The organism is Alistipes sp., from assembly GCF_048465635.1.
Classification (GTDB): Bacteria; Bacteroidota; Bacteroidia; order Bacteroidales; family Rikenellaceae; genus Alistipes.
This window is the reverse complement of sequence record NZ_DBFWLF010000008.1, coordinates 63,717-83,163: the sequence shown is the minus strand read 5'-3', so window position 1 is coordinate 83,163 and position 19,447 is coordinate 63,717. Positions and strand designations below refer to the sequence as shown.

The 19,447-nt window shown below is 64.5% G+C and carries 14 protein-coding genes; 9 read left to right on the top strand and 5 right to left on the bottom strand.

The features are described 5' to 3' along the window. Positions 1 to 24 precede the first annotated feature (24 nt). The 7 genes from ACMO9O_RS03355 (at position 25) to nagA (ending at position 12,570) form a co-directional block, all read left to right on the top strand. On the top strand, positions 25 to 3,213 hold the full coding sequence (locus tag ACMO9O_RS03355) for a SusC/RagA family TonB-linked outer membrane protein (RefSeq protein ID WP_418982206.1): 3,189 nt from the start codon (positions 25 to 27) through the stop codon (positions 3,211 to 3,213). Between the two features lie 2 nt (positions 3,214 to 3,215). Then, a complete protein-coding gene (locus ACMO9O_RS03350) occupies positions 3,216 to 5,159 on the top strand; it encodes a RagB/SusD family nutrient uptake outer membrane protein (RefSeq protein ID WP_418982205.1) in 1,944 nt (647 codons plus the stop codon). A gap of 11 nt (positions 5,160 to 5,170) precedes the next feature. Then, positions 5,171 to 7,156: a hypothetical protein gene (locus ACMO9O_RS03345; RefSeq protein ID WP_418982204.1), complete on the top strand. Its 1,986-nt coding sequence runs from the start codon at positions 5,171 to 5,173 to the stop codon at positions 7,154 to 7,156. A gap of 14 nt (positions 7,157 to 7,170) precedes the next feature. After that, positions 7,171 to 8,970, top strand: coding sequence for a pectate lyase (locus tag ACMO9O_RS03340; protein ID WP_418982203.1), 1,800 nt, complete (start codon positions 7,171 to 7,173; stop codon positions 8,968 to 8,970). Positions 8,971 to 8,996: 26 nt separating this feature from the next. Next, positions 8,997 to 9,761, top strand: coding sequence for a glucosamine-6-phosphate deaminase (locus tag ACMO9O_RS03335; protein ID WP_418982202.1), 765 nt, complete (start codon positions 8,997 to 8,999; stop codon positions 9,759 to 9,761). Between the two features lie 90 nt (positions 9,762 to 9,851). After that, complete coding sequence (locus ACMO9O_RS03330) at positions 9,852 to 11,318, top strand: MFS transporter (RefSeq protein WP_418982201.1); 1,467 nt, start codon at positions 9,852 to 9,854, stop codon at positions 11,316 to 11,318. A 1-nt stretch (position 11,319) separates the two neighbouring features. Further along, on the top strand, positions 11,320 to 12,570 hold the full coding sequence (gene nagA, locus ACMO9O_RS03325) for an N-acetylglucosamine-6-phosphate deacetylase (RefSeq protein WP_418982200.1): 1,251 nt from the start codon (positions 11,320 to 11,322) through the stop codon (positions 12,568 to 12,570). Positions 12,571 to 12,636: 66 nt separating this feature from the next. Here nagA and ACMO9O_RS03320 read toward each other — a convergent pair whose 3' ends face one another. The 4 genes from ACMO9O_RS03320 to dapF all read right to left on the bottom strand — a co-directional run bounded on the left by ACMO9O_RS03320 (position 12,637) and on the right by dapF (position 14,859). Next, entirely contained in the window at positions 12,637 to 12,915 is a 279-nt protein-coding gene (locus tag ACMO9O_RS03320) for a zinc ribbon domain-containing protein (RefSeq protein WP_418982199.1), read from the bottom strand. Between the two features lie 70 nt (positions 12,916 to 12,985). After that, positions 12,986 to 13,810: an alpha/beta fold hydrolase gene (locus ACMO9O_RS03315; protein WP_418982198.1), complete on the bottom strand. Its 825-nt coding sequence runs from the start codon at positions 13,808 to 13,810 to the stop codon at positions 12,986 to 12,988. Between the two features lie 28 nt (positions 13,811 to 13,838). After that, positions 13,839 to 14,024: a hypothetical protein gene (locus ACMO9O_RS03310; RefSeq protein ID WP_418982197.1), complete on the bottom strand. Its 186-nt coding sequence runs from the start codon at positions 14,022 to 14,024 to the stop codon at positions 13,839 to 13,841. 31 nt (positions 14,025 to 14,055) lie between these two features. Next, on the bottom strand, positions 14,056 to 14,859 hold the full coding sequence (gene dapF / locus ACMO9O_RS03305; protein ID WP_418982196.1) for a diaminopimelate epimerase: 804 nt from the start codon (positions 14,857 to 14,859) through the stop codon (positions 14,056 to 14,058). Positions 14,860 to 14,994: 135 nt separating this feature from the next. On the opposite strand from dapF, the gene ACMO9O_RS03300 reads away from it, so the two are divergent. Together ACMO9O_RS03300 and ACMO9O_RS03295 are read left to right on the top strand one after the other, a co-directional pair. Continuing rightward, a complete protein-coding gene (locus ACMO9O_RS03300; protein WP_418982195.1) occupies positions 14,995 to 15,741 on the top strand; it encodes a nitroreductase family protein in 747 nt (248 codons plus the stop codon). A 3-nt stretch (positions 15,742 to 15,744) separates the two neighbouring features. Then, positions 15,745 to 18,126 carry a BamA/TamA family outer membrane protein gene (locus ACMO9O_RS03295; RefSeq protein ID WP_418982194.1) on the top strand — a complete coding sequence of 794 codons (2,382 nt, stop codon included), beginning with the start codon at positions 15,745 to 15,747 and terminating at the stop codon, positions 18,124 to 18,126. A gap of 354 nt (positions 18,127 to 18,480) precedes the next feature. Here ACMO9O_RS03295 and ACMO9O_RS03290 read toward each other — a convergent pair whose 3' ends face one another. Next, positions 18,481 to 19,392 (bottom strand): helix-turn-helix domain-containing protein, encoded by a 912-nt coding sequence (locus ACMO9O_RS03290; protein ID WP_418982193.1) that lies wholly within the window; start codon positions 19,390 to 19,392, stop codon positions 18,481 to 18,483. Between the last annotated feature and the right edge of the window lie 55 nt (positions 19,393 to 19,447).

Sequence of the window (19,447 nt, the reverse complement as noted above, 5' to 3'; positions counted from 1 at the left end):
TGACTTCAACCCAACCGAACTTTTATGACCAGATTTTACTTGATTGCATGCTGCCTGATGCTCACTGTCGCTTCCGCGGCGGCGCAGCAGGTAACCGGCATCGTGACCGACCGCAGCGGCGAGCCGCTGTTCGGGGCCGCGGTGACGCTCCGGGGCAAGAGCGCGGGCACGACCACCGGAGCCCAAGGCGAATATGCCCTGAAAAACGTCGACCTCAGGCGCGACACGCTCGTGGTGACCTATGTGGGCATGAAGATGCTCGAAACGCCCGTTGCGGGCCGCACGCGGATCGACGTGCGGATGGAGGCGCTCAATACCGCCATCGACGAAGTGGTGGTGATCGGCTACGGGGCCGTGCGCCGCTCGGACCTGACGGGAGCCGTTTCGTCGGTTTCGGCGGACGACATCGTCCGCACGCCCGTCACCAACGTCGCCGAGGCGATCTCGGGCAAGCTGGCCGGCGTGCAGGTGCTTACGGCCGACGGCGCTCCCGATGCCGAGGTGTCGATGTACGTCCGAGGCCGCAACTCCATCACGCAGAGCAGCGCCCCGCTCTACATCGTCGACGGCTTCCCGGTCTCCTCCATCGCCGACCTCTCGCCGTCGGACATTCAGTCGATCGATGTTTTGAAGGACGCTTCGTCGACAGCCATCTACGGCTCGCGCGGAGCGAATGGGGTGATCATGATCACGACCAAAAGCGCCGACCGCAACGGACTCAAGGTGTCGTTCAACGCCTATGCGGGCCTGAAATACGCCGCTCCGATGCCCGAGATGCTCGACCCCTCCGAATACGCCCTGTGGCAGTACGAGCAGTCGGTCTACCGCAATGAGGTTTCGTCGCGGTACGAACCCTATTTCGGCGTCTGGGAGGACATGCCCCTCTACCGCAGCTTTGCGGGCAACGACTGGAAAAAGATCGTCTTCGGCCGCTCGGCCACCACGCAGAACTACAACGTGGCCGTCACGGGCAAGGGCGACAAGACCAGCTACTCGGCCAGCTACACCCGCCAGATGGACGACGCGGTGATGATCACGTCGGACTACGTGCGCGACAACTTCACCTTCAAGTTCCAGCACAAACCCACGCGGCGGATTACCCTCGACTTCCAGACCCGTTTCTCGGACACGCAAATCACCGGTTCGGGAGCCAACGAGCAGAGCGGCGGCCGCAGCAGCGATCCGCGCATGCGCTACGTCATGCAGTATTCGCCCATCCCGCTCAAGGGGCTTTCGGCCGAGGGTTTCGACGACGACGAGTTCTACAAGAACAGCGGTCTCTACACTCCGACGGAGTATATCCGCGACAACGACCGCATTCAGAAGCGGCGCAGCCTCTCGCTCGCGGGCGGCTTCACGTGGACCATCGTGAAGAACCTGACCTTCCGGGCCAATCTCAACTACGATTTCAACTGGAGCGAGGACCAGCGCTTCTTCGGCGTGACGACCTACTATGCACGCATGACCTCCTCGGTCAAGGATCACCCGGCCGTCGGCCTGAAAAACACCGATTCGCGCCGGCTGATGAACAACAATACGCTCAGCTACGACTTCCGCGACCTGCTGCCCCGCAAGCACCGCCTCAGTATCCTCGTGGGCGAGGAGCTGAGCGTGGGCCGCTCGCGCACGCTGACCACCGACATCGACGGCTTCCCCGTGACCTTCACCGCGCGGCAGGCGTTCCGCTTCACGACGGAGGGCACGGCTGTTTCGACCAACAACTTCTACGCGACGCCCGACCGTCTGCTCTCGTTCTTCTCGCGTGTGAACTACTCCTACGACGACCGTTATCTTGTGACCGCCACGGTGCGCGCCGACGGTTCGAGCAAATTCCAGCAAAGCTCGCCCTGGGGCTTCTTCCCCTCGGCCGCCGTGGCGTGGCGTCTGTCGGAGGAGGCGTTCCTGCGCGATCAGGAGTGGCTTTCGTCGCTCAAGCTGCGCCTGAGCATCGGCATGGCGGGCAACGACAACATCCCCGGCGGTCAGACGCTGGCCGAATACACGTCGAACAACACGCAGCTGCTGCCTTTCGATACGTCGGTCTCCTACTGGTCGCAGGGCAAGTACATGACCAATCCCGACCTGAAGTGGGAGACCACCGTCTCGCGGAACGTGGGGCTCGATTTCGGATTTTTCGGCAATCGCCTCAGCGGCAGTGTGGACCTCTACCTCAATACCACGCGCGACCAGCTGATCCTCTTCCCGATTAAGGGCACGGGCTACACGCACCAGTACCGCAACATGGGCAGCACGGAGAACCGGGGCTTGGAACTCTCGCTCAACGCCCTGCTCGTCGACAAGCGCGACTACTCGCTCCAGTTCACGTTCAACGTGGCCATGAACCGCAACAAGGTGCTCGACCTGGGCGGACTGGAGCGCATCGAAGCCTACTCGTCGTGGGCCTCGACGCAGGTCGACTACGACTTCGTGGCGCTGCCGGGCGAATCGCTCGGGCAGATCTGGGGCTACGTCTCCGACGGGCGCTATCCGGCATCGGACTTTACGTGGAACGGCTCGGGCTGGGTGGCCAACGAGGGGGTTGTGGACAACTCGCAGATCGCGGGCAACGGCTGGGGCCCGGGTGCGGTGCGGTTCCGCGATCTGGGCGGCGATCCGAACGCCATCTCGGCGGGCGACGACCGCACCGTGCTGGGCTGCACGCTGCCCAAGGCCACGGGCGGCTTCTCGCTCTCGGGACGCGTCAAGGGGTTCGACTTCAACGCCAACTTCACCTACACGCTGGGCAATAAGATTCTCAACGTCAACAAGGCCGAATACACCTCGACGGCCGGTTACCGCTACCAGAACCTCTTGACGGAGATGGATTCGCACAACCGCTGGCAGAGCATCGACGCTCAGGGGCAGCGCGTCACCGATCCCGTGCTGCTCGACGAGATGAACCGGAATACGACCCTTTGGACGCCCCTGACCGCCCGCCGCTTCGTCAGCTCCTACATCGTCGAGGACGGTTCGTTCCTGCGGCTCAATTCAGCCACCGTGGGCTACTCGCTGCCCGCCTCGCTGCTGCGCAAACTGCATCTTAGCCAGCTGCGGGTCTACGTCACGGGCACGAACCTCTTCTGCTGGACCGGCTATTCGGGCTTCGACCCCGAGGTCGACACCCGGCGCTCCACACCCCTTACCCCCGGCGTGGATTACTCGCCCTATCCCAAGACCCGGGGCTTTATCGTCGGACTTAACCTTACCTTCTAACGATGACAATTATCCGAAAAATAGCGCTTTGCGCCGCCGCCGTCTGCCTCGCCTCCTGCGTCGACGACTTTCTGGAGGCCCGGACCGAATCCTCGTTCACCGATGCGGCCGTCTTCTCGGACCCGACGCTCGCCACGGGTGCGGTGATGGGCATCTACGAGTCGATCAACTACAACTCGTTCAACGGTCGCCTGTGGCCCTACCACGGTTACAACAACGACACCGAGCGCCACCTTGCCTCGACCTCGGGCGTCACGCCGGCCCAGAACGACAGCCACTCGGCCTATGCCGTCTACAAATACGCCGAGACGGACAACTACTTCGGCGACGCCTTCTCCTACGCCATGATCGCCGTCGAGCGGGCCAACAACTGCATCGAGGGGCTGCGCACCTACGGCGACACGGAGCACGACGCCGAGCTGGCTTACCTGCTGGGCGAGGCGCTTTTCCTGCGCGCCTGGATCTACTACGAACTGGTGGGGCTGTGGGGCAACATCCCGGCCCGTTTCGAGTCGCTCTCCAACGAGAATCTCTACCTGGGCCGCGCCGACCGCGACGTGATCTGGAAGCAGCTGCTCGCCGATCTGCGGGAGGCTGCGGAACGGATGCCGTGGCCGGGAGAGGGGATGACCGCCACCGTGCTGCGCCCCAACCGCGCCGCAGCGAAAGCCCTCCGCGCCCGCATCGCCCTTGCGGCGGGCGGCTACGCCTACCACCTCTACGGGGAGCTGAACACTCCATGTCTGAGCCGGGACCCCGAGCTGACCGTCGAAAAGACCTATACGATCGCCCGCGACGAGTGCCGCGACATCATCCGGCACGAGGGTTCGGGCTTCGTCCTCGAACAGGACTTTTCGAAGATTTTCAAGGACAACTGCGCCGTGCGGGTCGCTGCGGGCGGTGAGGCGCTGTGGGAGCTGCCGTTCAAGTATAACCAGCGCGGCAACTGGATGGTCGCCGCGGGGGTCTACCACCGCGGTGCGGGCGGCAGCGGCACGATCGCGGCCGACAGCGACCCCTACACGAGCGTCTACATGGGCGGCACGATGGGCGTCGTCCCGACGCTCTACTACGATTTCGATCCGCAGGACCGGCGGCGCGACATCTCGGTCGTCCCCTTCCGCTGGGCCGACGGCGTGCAGGAGCTGACCCGTCCGACCATGATGACCGCAGGGAAGCTGCGGGCCGAGTGGAAGGACCCCGCGCGGCCCAAGTTCTCGGCCAACGCCAACGACGGCATCACCCCGATCGTGCTGCGCTACGCCGACGTGCTGCTGATGTTCGCCGAAGCCGACAACGAGCTTAACGGGGGTCCGACCGACGAGGCGAAGCAGGCCTTGCAGCGTGTCCGCGAACGGGCGTTCGGAACCTCGCAGGCGGCGTACGTCGCCGCCGTGAGCGCCTCGAAAACCGACTTCCTCGGCGCCGTGCAGGAGGAGCGGCGGCTCGAGTTCGTGGGCGAGATGATCCGCAAGCAGGATCTGATCCGCTGGAACCTGCTGAAAACCAACATGGACCGTGTGAAGCAGCAGATGCGCGACCTGCGCACGCTCTCGGGCGCTTACGCCGACGTTCCGGCCTATGTCTTCTGGAAATTCCGCAGCGACGACCCAGCCGAGCGAGAGATCGTCTGGTACGGACTCGACCGCGGCCAGACTGCGCCCGGCATCGAGGGGCAGCAAATCGTCGACCCCGCGGCGCTCGAGGCGTGGATGAAGGCCGGGGGCTGGAAGAACTGGAACCCGGCGGGCAACGCCAAGCCCGCGCCCGCCGAACCGGCGTTGTGGATCACCCCTTCCGCCGATTCGGGATACCTAACCGACGACTACATCGAGGCGCAGTACTACGCCGACCCCGACCGCAGACAGGACATGCCGCTGCCTTCGTCGGTGATTATGAACAGTCAGGGTGCGCTGGACAACGCATCGCTGGGCTACACCAACTAACCGTGCCGACCATGAAAAACGCTATCATATCTCGCTTCAAATACCTCGTCCTGGCGACGCTCGCGCTCGCTGCTGCCGCCTGTCAGGATGCGGCCGTCGAATTGCAGGACGCCGACCTGGGACAACTGCTCCGCCCCTCCGCGGTTCAGGCTAAAGCCACCGCGCCCGGAACCATCGCCGTCTCGTGGCGCGGTACGGCCGCCCGGTTCCGGATGGAATACGCGCTGACCGCCGATTTCTCGGGAGAGGTGACCGCCGTCGAGGCGATCGCGGGCAACAGCTTTGTCGTCAGCGAACTCGAGGAGGCCACGGCCTACTACTTCCGTGTGCAGGGCCTCTCCGACCGGGCGGACGTCGCGGCGTCGGAGTTTTCCGCCGTGGCGACGGCCCGCACGATCACCGAACCGAAGATACCCAACGTCGCCGCCGTGTCCGAGATGGTCTACACGCTCGATCCGTGGTCGGTGACCTGCACCGTGACGCTGACCTGGGGCGCGGAGGAGGTCGAACCCGAAACCGTCTCGTCGGTGCGCGTCACGCCCGCCGACGGGGGCGATGCGCTGATATTCCCCGTCTCGGAGGCCGAGGCCGCGGCGCAAAGCGTCGCCTTCAGCGCGGGTATTGCAACCGATACGGAGTACACGATCGAACTGCTGGTCGGCAAAAAGGTTCGCGGACAGTGCGTGCACCGCACCGTGCCCGGACCCACTCCGGCACTCTATGCCGAAGCGGCGCTCGACTTCACGACCGATCCGGTCTCCGCCGCCGCCACGCTCCGCTGGGAGCTTTACTACGTCTCGCCCGACGAGCTGTCTGCGATCGCCCTGACGCGGGAGGGGTCCGCCGCGCCCGAGTTGCAGGTTCCCGTCACTGCGTCCGACCTGGCTGCCGGATTCGTGCGCGCGGCGGGTCTTGCGCCCGGGGCGGACTTCACGGCCGACCTGAAAGCCGCGGACGGCCGGACGATCGCCTCGACGGCGTTCTCGACCCCGGAGGCGCCCGGTGAGGACGTGCTCGTCGTGCGTCCGGGCGACGACCTGGCGGCGATCATCTCCGATCCCGACCGCTCCTTCGAGCGCATCTACCTCGTGGCGGGCGAATACGCGGTGACGGCCGATGCCGTAATCTCCATCACCCGCAGTCTGGAGCTTTATTCCGACGATCCGGCGCGCACGACGGTTGCGGTCGAGAAGAACTTCCAGCCCGAAGGCACGCTCGAGGGGATCGTCTTCCGTAACCTGCGCATCGTGTGCACGACCTATCTAATCCAGGCCAAAAAAGCCTACGACGTGGCACTGCTGCGCTTCGAGAACTGTGTGGTCGATCTTAACGCCGGTTCCACGGGCGCTTCGACGCTCTTCAACTCGGCCACGAGCGTGAGCACGGGAACGGCCCGGCTGGGAGAGTACGAAGTGGTCGACTGCATCGTCTTCGCCAACGCCGCGCAGGCGCAGAACATCGTCTACGGTTCTGCCTCGAACAACAACGGGGAGTTCGGGAAGATACGCATGCGCAATTCGACCTTCTCCAACTGCGCCCGCGGACTGATCTACGTGACCAATACGGCGGCGGGCGCCTACGACATCGCCGTTGAGAACTGCACGCTCTACAACGTGGCTTCGGCGGGCGGCAATGCGCTGATCGACATCCGTATGGCCGGTGAAAACCCGTCGCGCCGCATCGCGCTGCGCAACTCGGTCCTCTGGTTCGGCAGTACGAAGGGCTACAAGGTGCTTCAGCTGGCCGGGACGGTCTCCAAGGAGCAGATCGCGTGCGAGAACTTCTACCACTTCGCTGCGCAGACCCCCGCTTTCGGATCGAGCGCCTACAACGTCGCCGACCGCATGACCCCCTATGCCGGTTCGCCCGCCGATCTGTGGCTCAATCCGATGGCCGATCCCTCGGCCGCCGGGGCTTCGTTCCGGGTCAAAGACCCCGCCGTACGGGCCGCGCAGGAGAGTGCCGGAACCGTGCTGGGCGACCCGCGCTGGGAATAAACTTCGGATAAACGATGAAACGAAAATCGCCGATAACCGCTTTGCTGCTCTTCGCGCTGCTGCTCGCCGCCTGTTCCGACGGCGGGCAGCCGGGCGGGCCGGAGCCGCTTCGGGCCGACCGCAGCGACGCGGCCGTGTTCGAGGCCGTCGAGGGGAGCGCGGTGCGGCTGGAGGAGTATCTGCGCGTTGCGGGCGGCGTACCGCCTTACCGCTATGCCACCTCCCTGCAAGGCGACTTCCTGCCGTCGCTCGAACGGACCGTCCCGCCGTGCGCGGAGTCTCCGGCCGAATACGGGGTTTACGTGCGCGACAGCGAGGGGAGCACCACGCAGCGTCCGGTCGTCGTCTCGCTGCGCATCCTCCCTGCCGCGGAGCGGCTTACGGCCTTCCCGGGTGCGGAAGGGGGCGGCCGCTGCGCCGCAGGCGGCCGCGGCGGCCGGGTGTACTACGTCACCAATCTGCTCGACGGCTGGCCTGCGCCGCCCGAAGGGTCGCTGCGCTGGGCGCTCATGCAGCCCGGGCCCAAGTTCGTACTGTTCAAGGTGTCGGGGATCATCGAGCTGGTCGAGAAACTCTATATCCGCAACGACGGCCGCTACGCCGGACAGGGGTGCGGAGTGACCGTCGCGGGCGAGACGGCTCCGGGCGACGGCATCTGCCTGAAGAACTGGCCGCTGACGATCGCCTACGCCGAGGACGTGGTGATCCGCTTCCTGCGCTTCCGCCTGGGCGACGACGTGGATACCGGCTCGGCGCAGGACGCCTGCGAGGGTCGGGCCAACACGAATGTCATCCTCGACCACTGCTCGATGAGCTGGAGCGTCGACGAGTGCGCCTCGTTCTACCGCAACCGCAGCTTCACCCTCCAGTGGTGCATTCTCACGGAGAGCCTGCGCCTCTCGAACCACGAGAAGCAGTCGCCGCACGGCTACGGCGGCATCTGGGGCGGCCGCGACGCGTCGTTCCACCACAACCTCCTTGCGCGCCACGACAGCCGCAATCCGCGGTTCGACGCCGCGTCGAGCTATCCGGAGGCGTGGCCCGCCTCCGAGTGGCGGGGCAACGTCGATTTCCGCAACAACGTCGTCTACGGCTGGGGCGGGGAGGTCAGCTACGGGGGCGAGGGCGGCCGTTTCAATATGGTCAACAACTGCTACAAGGAGGGACCCCACTCGCCCGCCCGCAACCGCTTCCTGACGGCCTACGCCGCGACCGACCTGACCCCCGCGGGGATTCCCGCGGCCTACCCGGAGGTCTACATCGACGGCAACCGCTACGTCGACCGGACGGGCAAGTCGCTCGCGCGCATCGAGACCGACAACTTCGCCGGTATCGTCTGGTCCGGGGCCGGCGGCGAGGGGATGCCCGACGCGCCGGGACGAATCGCTGAATTGCCCATCGGAGGCGTGACGGGCGCGGCCCATACCGCCACGCAGCGGGCCGAGGAGGCTTTCGACACCGTACTCGCAGGCGCCGGGGCTTGGCCGCGCGATCGGGTCGACCTGCGTGCCGTGACCGACGCCCGCAACGGAACCGCGACGGGGTACGTCGCCGGGGCCGCACCGAGCAAGGCGGGGCTGGTCGACACCCCTGCCCAAGTCGGCGGCTATCCCCGCTACGAATCGGCCGAAGCGCCTGCCGACAGCGACGGCGACGGCATGCCCGACGCCTGGGAGCGCGCACGCGGGCTGGACCCGTCCGATCCGTCGGACGGCAGCCGCACGACCCTCTCCGGAGGCTACACCAATCTCGAACTGTACCTGCACGCATGCGCCGCGGCGTTGTTGAAAGAGCGGCGGATCAACGAAAAATAAACCATAAACCCGTAAAAAACCAAGACATGGTAACCCAACTGACCAAAGGAAGACTGCACGTGAAAATCTCGGATACCCGCGCCGAACTGGGCGGGGTGGCCGCCCGCGACGTCGCGGAGTACATCCAGAAGCTGCTCGCCGCGAAGGACGAAGTGAACATCGTCTTCGCCTCGGCCCCCTCGCAAAACGAATTTCTGGCGGGCCTGCTCACTTACGACATCGACTGGGGGCGTGTGAACGCCTTCCACATGGACGAGTACATCGGCATCGACCCCCAGGCGCCCCAGGCGTTCGGACAGTTCCTGCGCGACCGCATCTTCTCCCGCAAACGGTTCAAGTCGGTGAACTACATCGATTCGCTGGCCGCCGACCCCGCGGCCGAGTGCGCCCGCTACGCCGCCTTGCTGCGGCAGATGCCCGTCGACATCGTTTTTCTGGGCATCGGCGAGAACGGCCACCTGGCCTTCAACGATCCCCACGTGGCTTTCTTCGACGATCCGCTCAGCGTGAAGACCGTCGACCTGGCCCCCGCCTGCCGCAGCCAGCAGGTCAACGACGGCTGCTTCGCAACGCTCGACGAGGTTCCGACCCTCGCCTACACGATCACCATTCCCGAATTGCTTTACGCCCCGAAGCTCTTCGCCATCGTGCCTTCGATCGCCAAGGCCAACGCCGTCAAGGGCACGTGCGACGGTCCGATCGTGACGGCCTGCCCGGCCTCGATCCTGCGCACGCACCGCGACTGCACGCTCTACGTCGACCGCGACAGCGCTTCGCTGGTGGCGAGGTAGCCGAAAAGGGCGCCGATATGCAAAAAAAGAGTTATCTTGCGTCCGGCCCTGTGCCGCCCGCCCGAATTTTTCGAATAAACTGAAACCGCTATGAAAGTCCAAGGATTACGATGGATCGTTTTAAGCCTGATCATGCTCGTCTCCATCATCAACTACCTCGATCGCGGCACGCTCAACTACATGTGGGTGGCCAATTCCAAGACGGAATACCCGGCCGACCGGGTGTCTTTCGACGCCGTGCGCGGGGAATATACGCTCACGGCCGCCGATGGCGCGGCCGTCGTCGCACCCGCCGACCGCGTCGTGCAGCAGGCGGACGGCACATATGTCCATACCGCCGTGGGCGGCATCGCCGCCGAGCTGGGCATCCTCGACCCGGCGCTGCCCGAAGCCGAATTCAGGGCGCAGTCCAAAAAGCTGCTGGCCGACATCACGATCTTTTTCATGATCGCCTACGGCCTGAGCCAGCTCTTCTCGGGCAGGCTCTACGACCGCATCGGCACGCGCCGCGGCTTCGCCTGCTCGGCGCTGCTGTGGGGTGCTGCCGACGCCCTGACGGCCTTTGCCGCCGGATTCAAATCGCTGACGGCCTTCCGCTTCATGCTCGGACTGGGCGAGGCGGGACCCTGGCCCGGGACCACCAAGTCCAACGCCGAGTGGTTCCCCACGCGCGAACGCGCCCTGGCGCAGGGGTTGTTCAACGCCTCGACCTCCGTAGGTTCGATCCTGGCGCCGATCGTCATCTCGTTCCTCTACCTGGCTTTCGGCTGGCAGGCGACCTTCGCCGTGGTCGGTTCGCTGGCCGTGCTGTGGATCGTTCCGTGGCTCTGGGTCAACAAGAAGGGACCCCGCGAACACCCCTGGATCACCGATCGGGAGCGCGACTACATCCTCTCGGGTCAGCCCGAGGGGCGCAAGACGCAGCCCACACGGGGCAAGAGCTGGGGCGAGCTGCTGCGCGAACGCAAGAACTGGGCGCTCATCGCGGGCCGCTTCTTCATCGACCCCGTCTGGTGGATCTTCGTCACGTTCATTCCCATCTACCTGATCGAAGTGTTCAACCTCGACATCCGCGAAGTGGCCATGTCGGCCTGGGTTCCCTATGTGGGCGCCGCCGTCGGAGCGTTCGCCGGAGGCTGGTTCTCGGGGCTGCTGCAGAAGCGGGGCCGCTCGCTCAACTTCGCGCGCAAATGTTCGATGATCGTCGGCGTGGTGATCGCCCTGCCGGGCGTCGTCGGGGCTACGATGGCCTCTTCGCCCGCCTTTGCAGTGATGATGATGGCGCTGATTCTGGGCGGCTACCAGTTCGTGCAGTCGAACCTGATGACCCTGGCCGCCGACTTCCACTACGGTCCTACGGTCGGGTCGCTGGCCGGGCTGGGCGGTGCGTCCGCCGTGCTGGGAACCATCCTGGCGATGGTCGTCGTGCCGCTGATCACCCGGGCGGGGTGGGCGCCGTTCTTCCTGTTCGGCGGCCTGCTGTTCCCGCTTTCGCTCGCGGCCGTCTTCCTGTTCGGCGGCCGGATCGGGAATATCGACGAAGAAAAACAAGCATAGCATGAAAAAGTTACTCTCCTTACTGACCCTGCTGGCGGGCTGCCTGACGGCTGCCGCCGCCGGACCCGGCCGCGTGAAGATCGTCGACGCCTCGGTCATTCTCCCCTCGCGGGTGGTGGAACATGCGACGATCCTGGTGGAGGACGGCCGTATCGTGGCCGTCGGGACTGACCTGGCGGAGCCTTTCGAAGGGGCGGAGGTGATAGACGCGGCGGGCCGCTACGCCGCGCCGGGCTTCATCGACGTCCACTGCCACGGCGGAGGCGGACACGACTTCTCGGACGGTACGGTCGAGGCGATGCTGGGGGCTGCCGAGATGCACGCCCGGCACGGTACGACGCTGATCTATCCCACTACGGCCTCGTGCTCCAACGCCACGCTCTTCGCCCTGTTCGACACCTACCGCAAGGCCGCCGGGCGGAATCCGCGCGGGGCGGCTTTCGGCGGCATCCATATCGAGGGCGGCTACCTCTCGCCCGAGATGAAGGGCGGGCAGGACCCGCGCTACATCAAGCATCCGACCCCGGAGGACTACAACGCCATCCTCGCCGCGGGCGGCGATCTGATCGCCCGCTGGACCTTCGCCCCCGAGCTGCCCGGCAGCGAGGGGCTGATCCGCGAATTGTCGCGGCGCGGGATTCAGCTCTCGATGGGCCACACCTCGGCGCTCTATGAGGAGGCCGTCGCGGCGTACGACGCCGGGGTGAGCAGCATCACGCACTTCTACTCGATGACCTCGGGCGTGACGCGCCGCAACGCGCTGCGCTACGCCGGGGTGATCGAGGCGGGTTATCTGCTCGACGGCATCTATGTCGAGACCATCGGCGACGGCATCCACCTGCCTGCGCCGCTGCTGCGGCTGATCTGGAAGGTGAAGGGTCCCGACCGCATCGTCGGAGTCACCGACGCCATGCGCGGCGCCGGGATGCCCGACGGTCCGACCGTCCTGGGAAGCATCCACGACGGTATGGCGGCAATCATCGAGGACGGGGTGGCCAAGCTGCCCGACCGCAGTTCGTTCGCCGGATCGGTCTGCACCACGGACCGCGTCGTGCGCAACTACATCGCGCTGGCCGGGGCTTCGCTGCCCGAGGCGGTGCAGGTGATGACCCTGACGCCCGCGCGGCTGATGCGCATCGATGACCGCAAGGGATCTATCGCCGCGGGCAAGGATGCGGACATTGTGCTGTTCGATAAGGATATAAACGTCTCGCTGACCATGATCGGCGGTCGGGTCGTCTACCGGAAGTAGACCGACCGACAGGCAAAAGCGGCGGACCTCCCGGGAGAGGTCCGCCGCTTTTCTTAACGCGCGCCGCTACTTTTTCCACCGCTTGAGCTGCGGGAACAGTTCGCGCATCAGCGCCCGCCCCTCCTCGGGGGTGAAGCCGCTGCCGTCCGGGTGCTTGATCTGTTCGGAGAAGGGAGCGCACAGGTCGATCATCTCCTCCATCGTGCACGACTGGGTGAATCGGCCCTTTTCATAGCAGTAGATGCAGTACTCGGAGTTGGGCGTGCCGTCGGCTTCGGTTCCCAAGTGTTCGGGCTTTTCGAGCGGCATGCCGCAGCTCTGGCAGATTCGCATCGTTTCGTTCATGGCTTTTCAGGTGTTGGTTTGACCTTCCAAAGATAAACAATTACCCCCCCCCGCCAAATTTCCGGCCGGATTATTTTGCCGGGTCGTTCGTTTTGGCCGACTGCTCCACGAAGCCGAGGATGGCTCGGGCCGTAGCTTCCGGCTCTTCGAAAAATCCCATGTGTCCGGAGTTCTCCAGCCAGACGACCCGGGCTTCGGGGTGTTCGGCGACCATCTTTTCGGCGGCTTCCGCCGGAATGTAGGGGTCCAGCCTGCCGAGGATGAAGAGCACGGGGACCTTCGTCTGCCGCAGCATTTCGTTGCGGTCCCTGCGGGCGATCATCCCGCGCAGCAGCGCCGCGATCCCCTCGTCCTCGGTGACGAAGACCTGTTCCGCGAGGTCCTCGATCGCGTCTTTCATCCGCGCGCGGTTCTGCTCGGCGAAGCCCGCCGCGGGGGCCACGCGGGCGAGCGTGTCCTTCTTCCCGGCCTCGATGAGCGCGATTTCGCGGCGGCGGTTTTCGGCTTTCTCCTCCGTATCGGCGTTGGGCGTCGAGCTAAGCAGCACCACGCCGTCCAGCAGCTCGGGATGGCGCTCGCAGAGGGCCAGCGCCACGTAGCCGCCCATCGAGTGGCCGACCACGGTGCAGCGCGCGATGCCCAGCGCCCGGAGCGCGTCGGCCACCGTGTCGGCGAGGAACTCCATGGAGTGCTCACCGCCCGCGACCACCGAGATGCCGTGGCCCGGCAGGTCGAGCGTCACCACGCGCACCTGTTTGTAGAGCAGCGGTACGAACTCCTCCCAGACCAGCAGCGATTCGAGGTAGCCGTGCAGCAGCACGACGCACCGTTCGCCCCGCTCCGAGTCGCAGACATGCAGGGGCGTCGGCCCCGCCATAATGAATTTTTCGGTCATGATCTTCCTTTTGAAGGGACAAAGCAGGCTACTCCTCTTCGTCGTCGAGGTAGTCGAGCACCGATTCGCGCCTGATTTCAGGCATCGGCTCGTCGTCGTCGAAACGGTTGTAGAGCGCGTAGCGCTCCTTGCCGCTCTTGTGCATCGGTTCGAGGCGCTTGGCCTTGCGGAGTTCGTCCGCATCGCGCTCACGAATCCCCTTAGATGTTTTCATGGATGGAGACGGAAAAGAAAAAGAGTTTTATTTAGCGGTTATCGACTTCGATCGTTCCGGCGAAGACCCGCCGCGCGGGTCCCGTGAGCCGGATGTCGGTATAGTTCGGTGTGCCGGGCCGGTGCGTGAACGCCACCCGCAGCTCTCCGCCGGGGACGCCTACGCGGAAGCTCGCCGCGTCGGGTTGCAGCGCGAAGTTGGTCACCAGGGCCGCGGCCGTGGCCCCCGTGCCGCACGCCAGCGTCTCGTTCTCCACGCCCCGCTCGTAGGTGCGCATGCGGAGCGTCCCCTCGCCGGTGACCTCCACGAAATCGACGTTCGTCCCGGCCGGAAAACGCGCCGTGTCGCGGCGGATGGCCCGTCCGCGCGTAAGGACATCCACGGCGTCCACTTGATCGACGAACTCCACGTAGTGGGGAACGCCCGTGTTGAGGAACCACCACCCCTCGCCGCACCGAATGTCCGCGACATCGATCATGCCCAGCTCGATCAGCCCGGCAGCGGCGTCGGTCTCCAAAAGGCGTGCCGTATGCGGGCCGTCTGCCGCGCGGATGCGGCACTCCGCCCCGCAAAGCCCCAGGTGGTGCGCGAAAAGGGAGAAGCAGCGCGCTCCGTTGCCGCACATCTCGCCCTCCGAACCGTCGGCGTTGAAGTAGCGCATGACGCAGCCGCCGGCATCCTCCGCGAGGGTCATCAGCCCGTCGGCCCCTACGCCGCGGTGGCGGTTGCACATCCGCGCGACGACACCCCGCTCGGGAACGAACCGCCCGGAGCGGTTGTCGATGAGCAGAAAGTCGTTGCCGGCTCCCTCGTATTTGACGAACTGGGTCTGCATGGGGCAGGGTGGTATATCGTCGCAAAAATAATAAAACTTCTAAAAGTTTTACTACTTTTGTGGAAAATTAGCGCTTCCGCTCCGCCGGTTGCGTATTAGTACTGTTTTTGCAGGTAATCCCTAAAATCCCGATCCATGAAAAGCGTGTTGTTCAAACACCGTTCGATACGTAAGTTCCGCCCCACGCCCATCCCCGAAGAGGTGCTCCGTGAGTTGCTGGAGGCTGCCACGCGGGCTTCGACGTGCGGGAACATGCAGCTCTACTCGCTGGTGGTGACGCGCGACGCCGCGCTGCGCGAAAAGCTCGCGCCGTGCCACTTCAACCAGCCGATGGTCCGTGAGGCGCCGTGTCTGGTGACCGTCTGCGCCGACGTGCACCGCTTCTCGATGTGGTGCGAGCAGCGCGACGCCGAACCGGCGTACGACAATTTCGCGTGGTTCCTCAATGCCGCCACCGACGCCCTGCTGGCGGCACAGAACCTCTGCGTCGAGGCGGAGCTGCACGGACTGGGCATCTGCTACCTCGGCACGACGCTCTACACCGCCGGGGAGATCGCCCGCATCCTGGAGCTTCCCAAAGGGGTCGTGCCGCTGACCACCGTGGTGGTGGGCTATCCCGACGAGTCGCCCGCGCTGACCGACCGGCTGCCGCTGGAGGCGGTGGTCCACTACGAGAAGTACACCGACTACACCGCCGCCGAGATCGACGAGCTGTGGGCCGAGCGCGAGGAGTCGGAGGAGACCCGCCGCCTGCTGGCGGAGAACGACCTGCCGAACCTGGCCCGCATCTTCACCGAGCGGCGCTATGTGCGCAAGGACAATCTGGCCATCTCGGCCTCCTATCTGGCGCTTCTGCGGGAGAAGGGATTTCTCAACGAGTGAGCCGTGCCGGGGTTGCGCCGCATATTCGCCGCCGTCGCGCTGGGCATCGTCTGCTCGGCGTGCAGCGTCACGCGGCACATTCCCGAGGGTCAGTACTTCCTGCAGAAGGTGACCATCGAGGACGACAAATCCACGCCCCGCAAGGAGCGCATCCCGGCCTCGGAGCTGGAGAAATACGTGCGTCAGACCCCCAACAAGCGCTTTCTGGGGACCAACTTCTACGTCTGGCTCTACGAGCAGGCCGACCCCGACAAGCACAACGGCTGGAACAACTGGAAGCGCAAGGTCGGGCAGGCTCCCGTGCTGCTGGACATGGCGCTGACGAAGAAGAGCGCCGAAAACCTGAAAATCTACATGGATTCGCGGGGGTTCTTCTCCTCGCAGGCCACCTACGAAGTCGACACCACCTCGCGCCGCAAGCGGGCGAAGGTGACCTACCGGACGCGTCAGCGGGAACCCTACCGCATCGACACAATCTCCTACGAGTTCCGCGACCGCTTCCTCGAGCAGATCATCCTGCCCGATACGGTCAACACGCTGCTGCACCGGGGCGAGATTTTCGACATCACGATGCTCGACCGCGAGCGCGAGCGCATCACGGCCTACCTCAAGGAGCGGGGCTACTTCAACTTCACGGTCAACAACATCGAGTTCGTCGCCGATACGCTGGGCGGTCACCACGAGGTGGGGGTGCGTGTGGTCGTCAAGCAGCACCTGACGGGCTACGACGAGCGCGGGCAGGCGGTCATGGACAACAACATGGTCTACCGCATCGACCGCATCAACATCTTCCCCGACTACGACCCGACCGCGGCGCGGACCGACTCGACGCTGCTCCAGCGCCTCGACACGACCTATTTCCGCGGTCTGAACGTCATCTACGAGAACCGGCCCAACCTCCGCCCGGCGATTCTGCGGCAGGCCGTGCCGCTCTATCCCAACTACATCTACAACTCGGCGCAGGTCAACAAGGCTTACACCGACCTCATGGCGCTCGGCTATTTCAAGACGGCCAAGATCGCCTTCGTCGAGCAGCCGCAGGCGGTCGACGTGACCAACTACGTCTCCTACATCGGACAGGGGGCCGACTCGACGCAGACCACCTATACGCGCGAGGGCTACCTGACGTGCAACATCCTCTGCACGCCGACGCTCAAGCAGAGTTTCAAGATCGACCTGGAGGGGAGCACCACGTCGAGCTTCTACGGCCTGAAAGCCACCGTCGGCTACCAGAACCGTAACATCTTCCGCGGGGCCGAGTCGTTCGACGTCTCGTTCACGGCGGGATACGAATTCATGAAGGCGCCCGACGCGAAGAAGAAGCGCGCCACGGAGTTCGGCGTGACCACGGGCCTCACCTTCCCGCGCTTCCTGCTGCCGTGGCGCACGGGGCGCTACCGTTCGGTCAACCTGCCCAAGACCAAGATCGAGCTGTCGGTCAACTTCCAGGACCGTCCCTACTACCGCCGCACGCTCTCCAGCGCGGGGCTGACCTACCAGTGGGCCAACAAACGTTATTCGACCTTCTCGCTGCGGCCGATCGACATCAACGTGGTCGACGTGAGCTACCTCGATCCCGATTTTCTGAACGACACGGAGAATCTCTACCTGGTCAACAGCTACAAGACGCAGTTCATCGCGGGCCTGACGTTCGGCTACGGCTTCAACAACCAGCTCAAACACCTGGGCGGCAACGCCACGGTGATCCGCTTCAACGCCGAGACGGCGGGCAACCTGATCGACGGGCTGGCGCACCTCTTCTCCCACCCGAAGGGTTCCGACGACGATCCCTATTATACGATCTTCAAGATCCGATATTCGCAGTATTTCCGTACCGATCTGAGCCTGAGCCGCAAGATCATGCTGGGCGAGAAGACGGCGCTGGCGGGCCGCCTGTACGGCGGCGTGGCGATGGCCTACGGCAACTCGACTGCGATCCCTTTCGACCGCCTGTTCTATGCCGGCGGCAGCAACAGCATGCGCGGCTGGACGCCCCGCACGCTCGGGCCGGGTTCGGTTCCGCGGCCCGACACGGAGTTCCCGACGCAGCTGGGCGACATGAAGCTCGAAGCCAACCTCGAGCTGCGCTTCCCGATCTGGGGCATCGTCCACGGGGCGACGTTCTTCGATCTGGGCAACATCTGGTTTCTGAAGAGCGACCCCGGCCAGTACTCCGACGAGGCGGTCTTCTACCTCAAGAATTTCTACAAACAGCTGGGATTCAATACGGGTATCGGCCTGCGCTTCGACATCAAGTTCGCCGTGCTGCGGCTTGACTGGGGTATTCAGCTCCACAACCCCAACAACCCGGTCGGGGAGCGGTGGATCCATAACTTCCGTTGGAAGAACACGGCGCTCAACTTCGGCGTGGGCTATCCGTTCTGACCGTTCGCTCGCTCCGGCAGGACCCTTTCTCCTTCACGCCCCTTTCTCCGGCAGGACCACTTTTCGGAGGTTACTTTCTTCCGGTTGCTTAAACTCGGTTGCCTTTTTCCTGGCATCTTTTCCTGATCCCTTTCCGGTTGCCTTTTCCGGTCGTTTCCAACGGTCGTTTATCGTCGTCCATTCCGTTTCCGGGGCTTCCGACGGTCTTTTCCCGGCCGCTTTCACGGGCCGGCTCCCGAGCTTTCTCCTTGCTAATTTCTCCCTGCCGCATGCGCTTGCAACGGCCGAACCGCTGATTGTGAGAAAGGGCGAACCCGTTCCGGTCCGCCCTGTCGAATCCCTCCGATTCTCCTCCTACCGCTGCTCCTTGTACTGGGAGGGGGACATGCCCGTATTGCGTTTGAAATAGCTGCCGAAGAACGACTGGTTGGGGAAATTGAGGTAGTAGGCGATCTCCTGAATGCTCCGGTTCGAGTGCTTGAGCAGCGCCTTGGCCTCGAGGATCACGTAGCTGTCGATCCACTCCGACACCGAGTGGCCGCTGATGCGCTTGATGAGTGTGGTGAGGTACTTGGGCGTGATGCAGAGCTGGCGGGCGTAGTAACCCACGCAGCGCTCCTCGCGGAAGTGCTCGCCCAGCAGCTGCATGAATTGGCGGAAGTAGGCTTCGGCGCGGTCGTGGACCGGGTTTTCGGCTTCGGGATGCGCCGAAAGATAGTCGCAGAGAATGTCCCCCACGCGGTAGATCGTCGCCGAGAGCAACCCGTGGATCACCTCGCGCGCATAGCGTGTTTCGGGCCCCTTCGTCTCGTTTTCGACCATGGCGATGAAGTTGCGCATGGTCTGGCTCTCGTCCGGCGAGAGTTCGAAGCACGGGTGCTCGGCGAACTGGAGCAGCAGCGGCATCATGTTCTTGATGTCGATGTTGACCGAGCGCAGAAACTCCGAGGAGATGGCGACCACGTGGGCGCGGAACGCTTCGTCGCTCTCGACCTGGAGAATGTTGTTGGGTCCGAACAGGAACATGGTGTCCTTTTTGAGCCGGCATTCGCGCAGGTTGTACGATAGGGTCGTCTCGCCCTCGGTTCCCACGCCGATGATGAAGGCGTCGATGCGGCACGGAAAGCGGAACGTTTGCAGGTGCGACTGGCTGTCGGCCGCCAGGCACTCGCCCAGCACACCCGGTCGACGTTCGCCGCCGTTCATGGCAACCAGATCGTCCAGCGTGAAATGCCGGATCGGGTTTTCGTTGTTCGGGTTATTCATTTCGGTAACTTCTTTCGGGCAAATATAACAAATATTCCGGTTCGGAGCGTTCGAT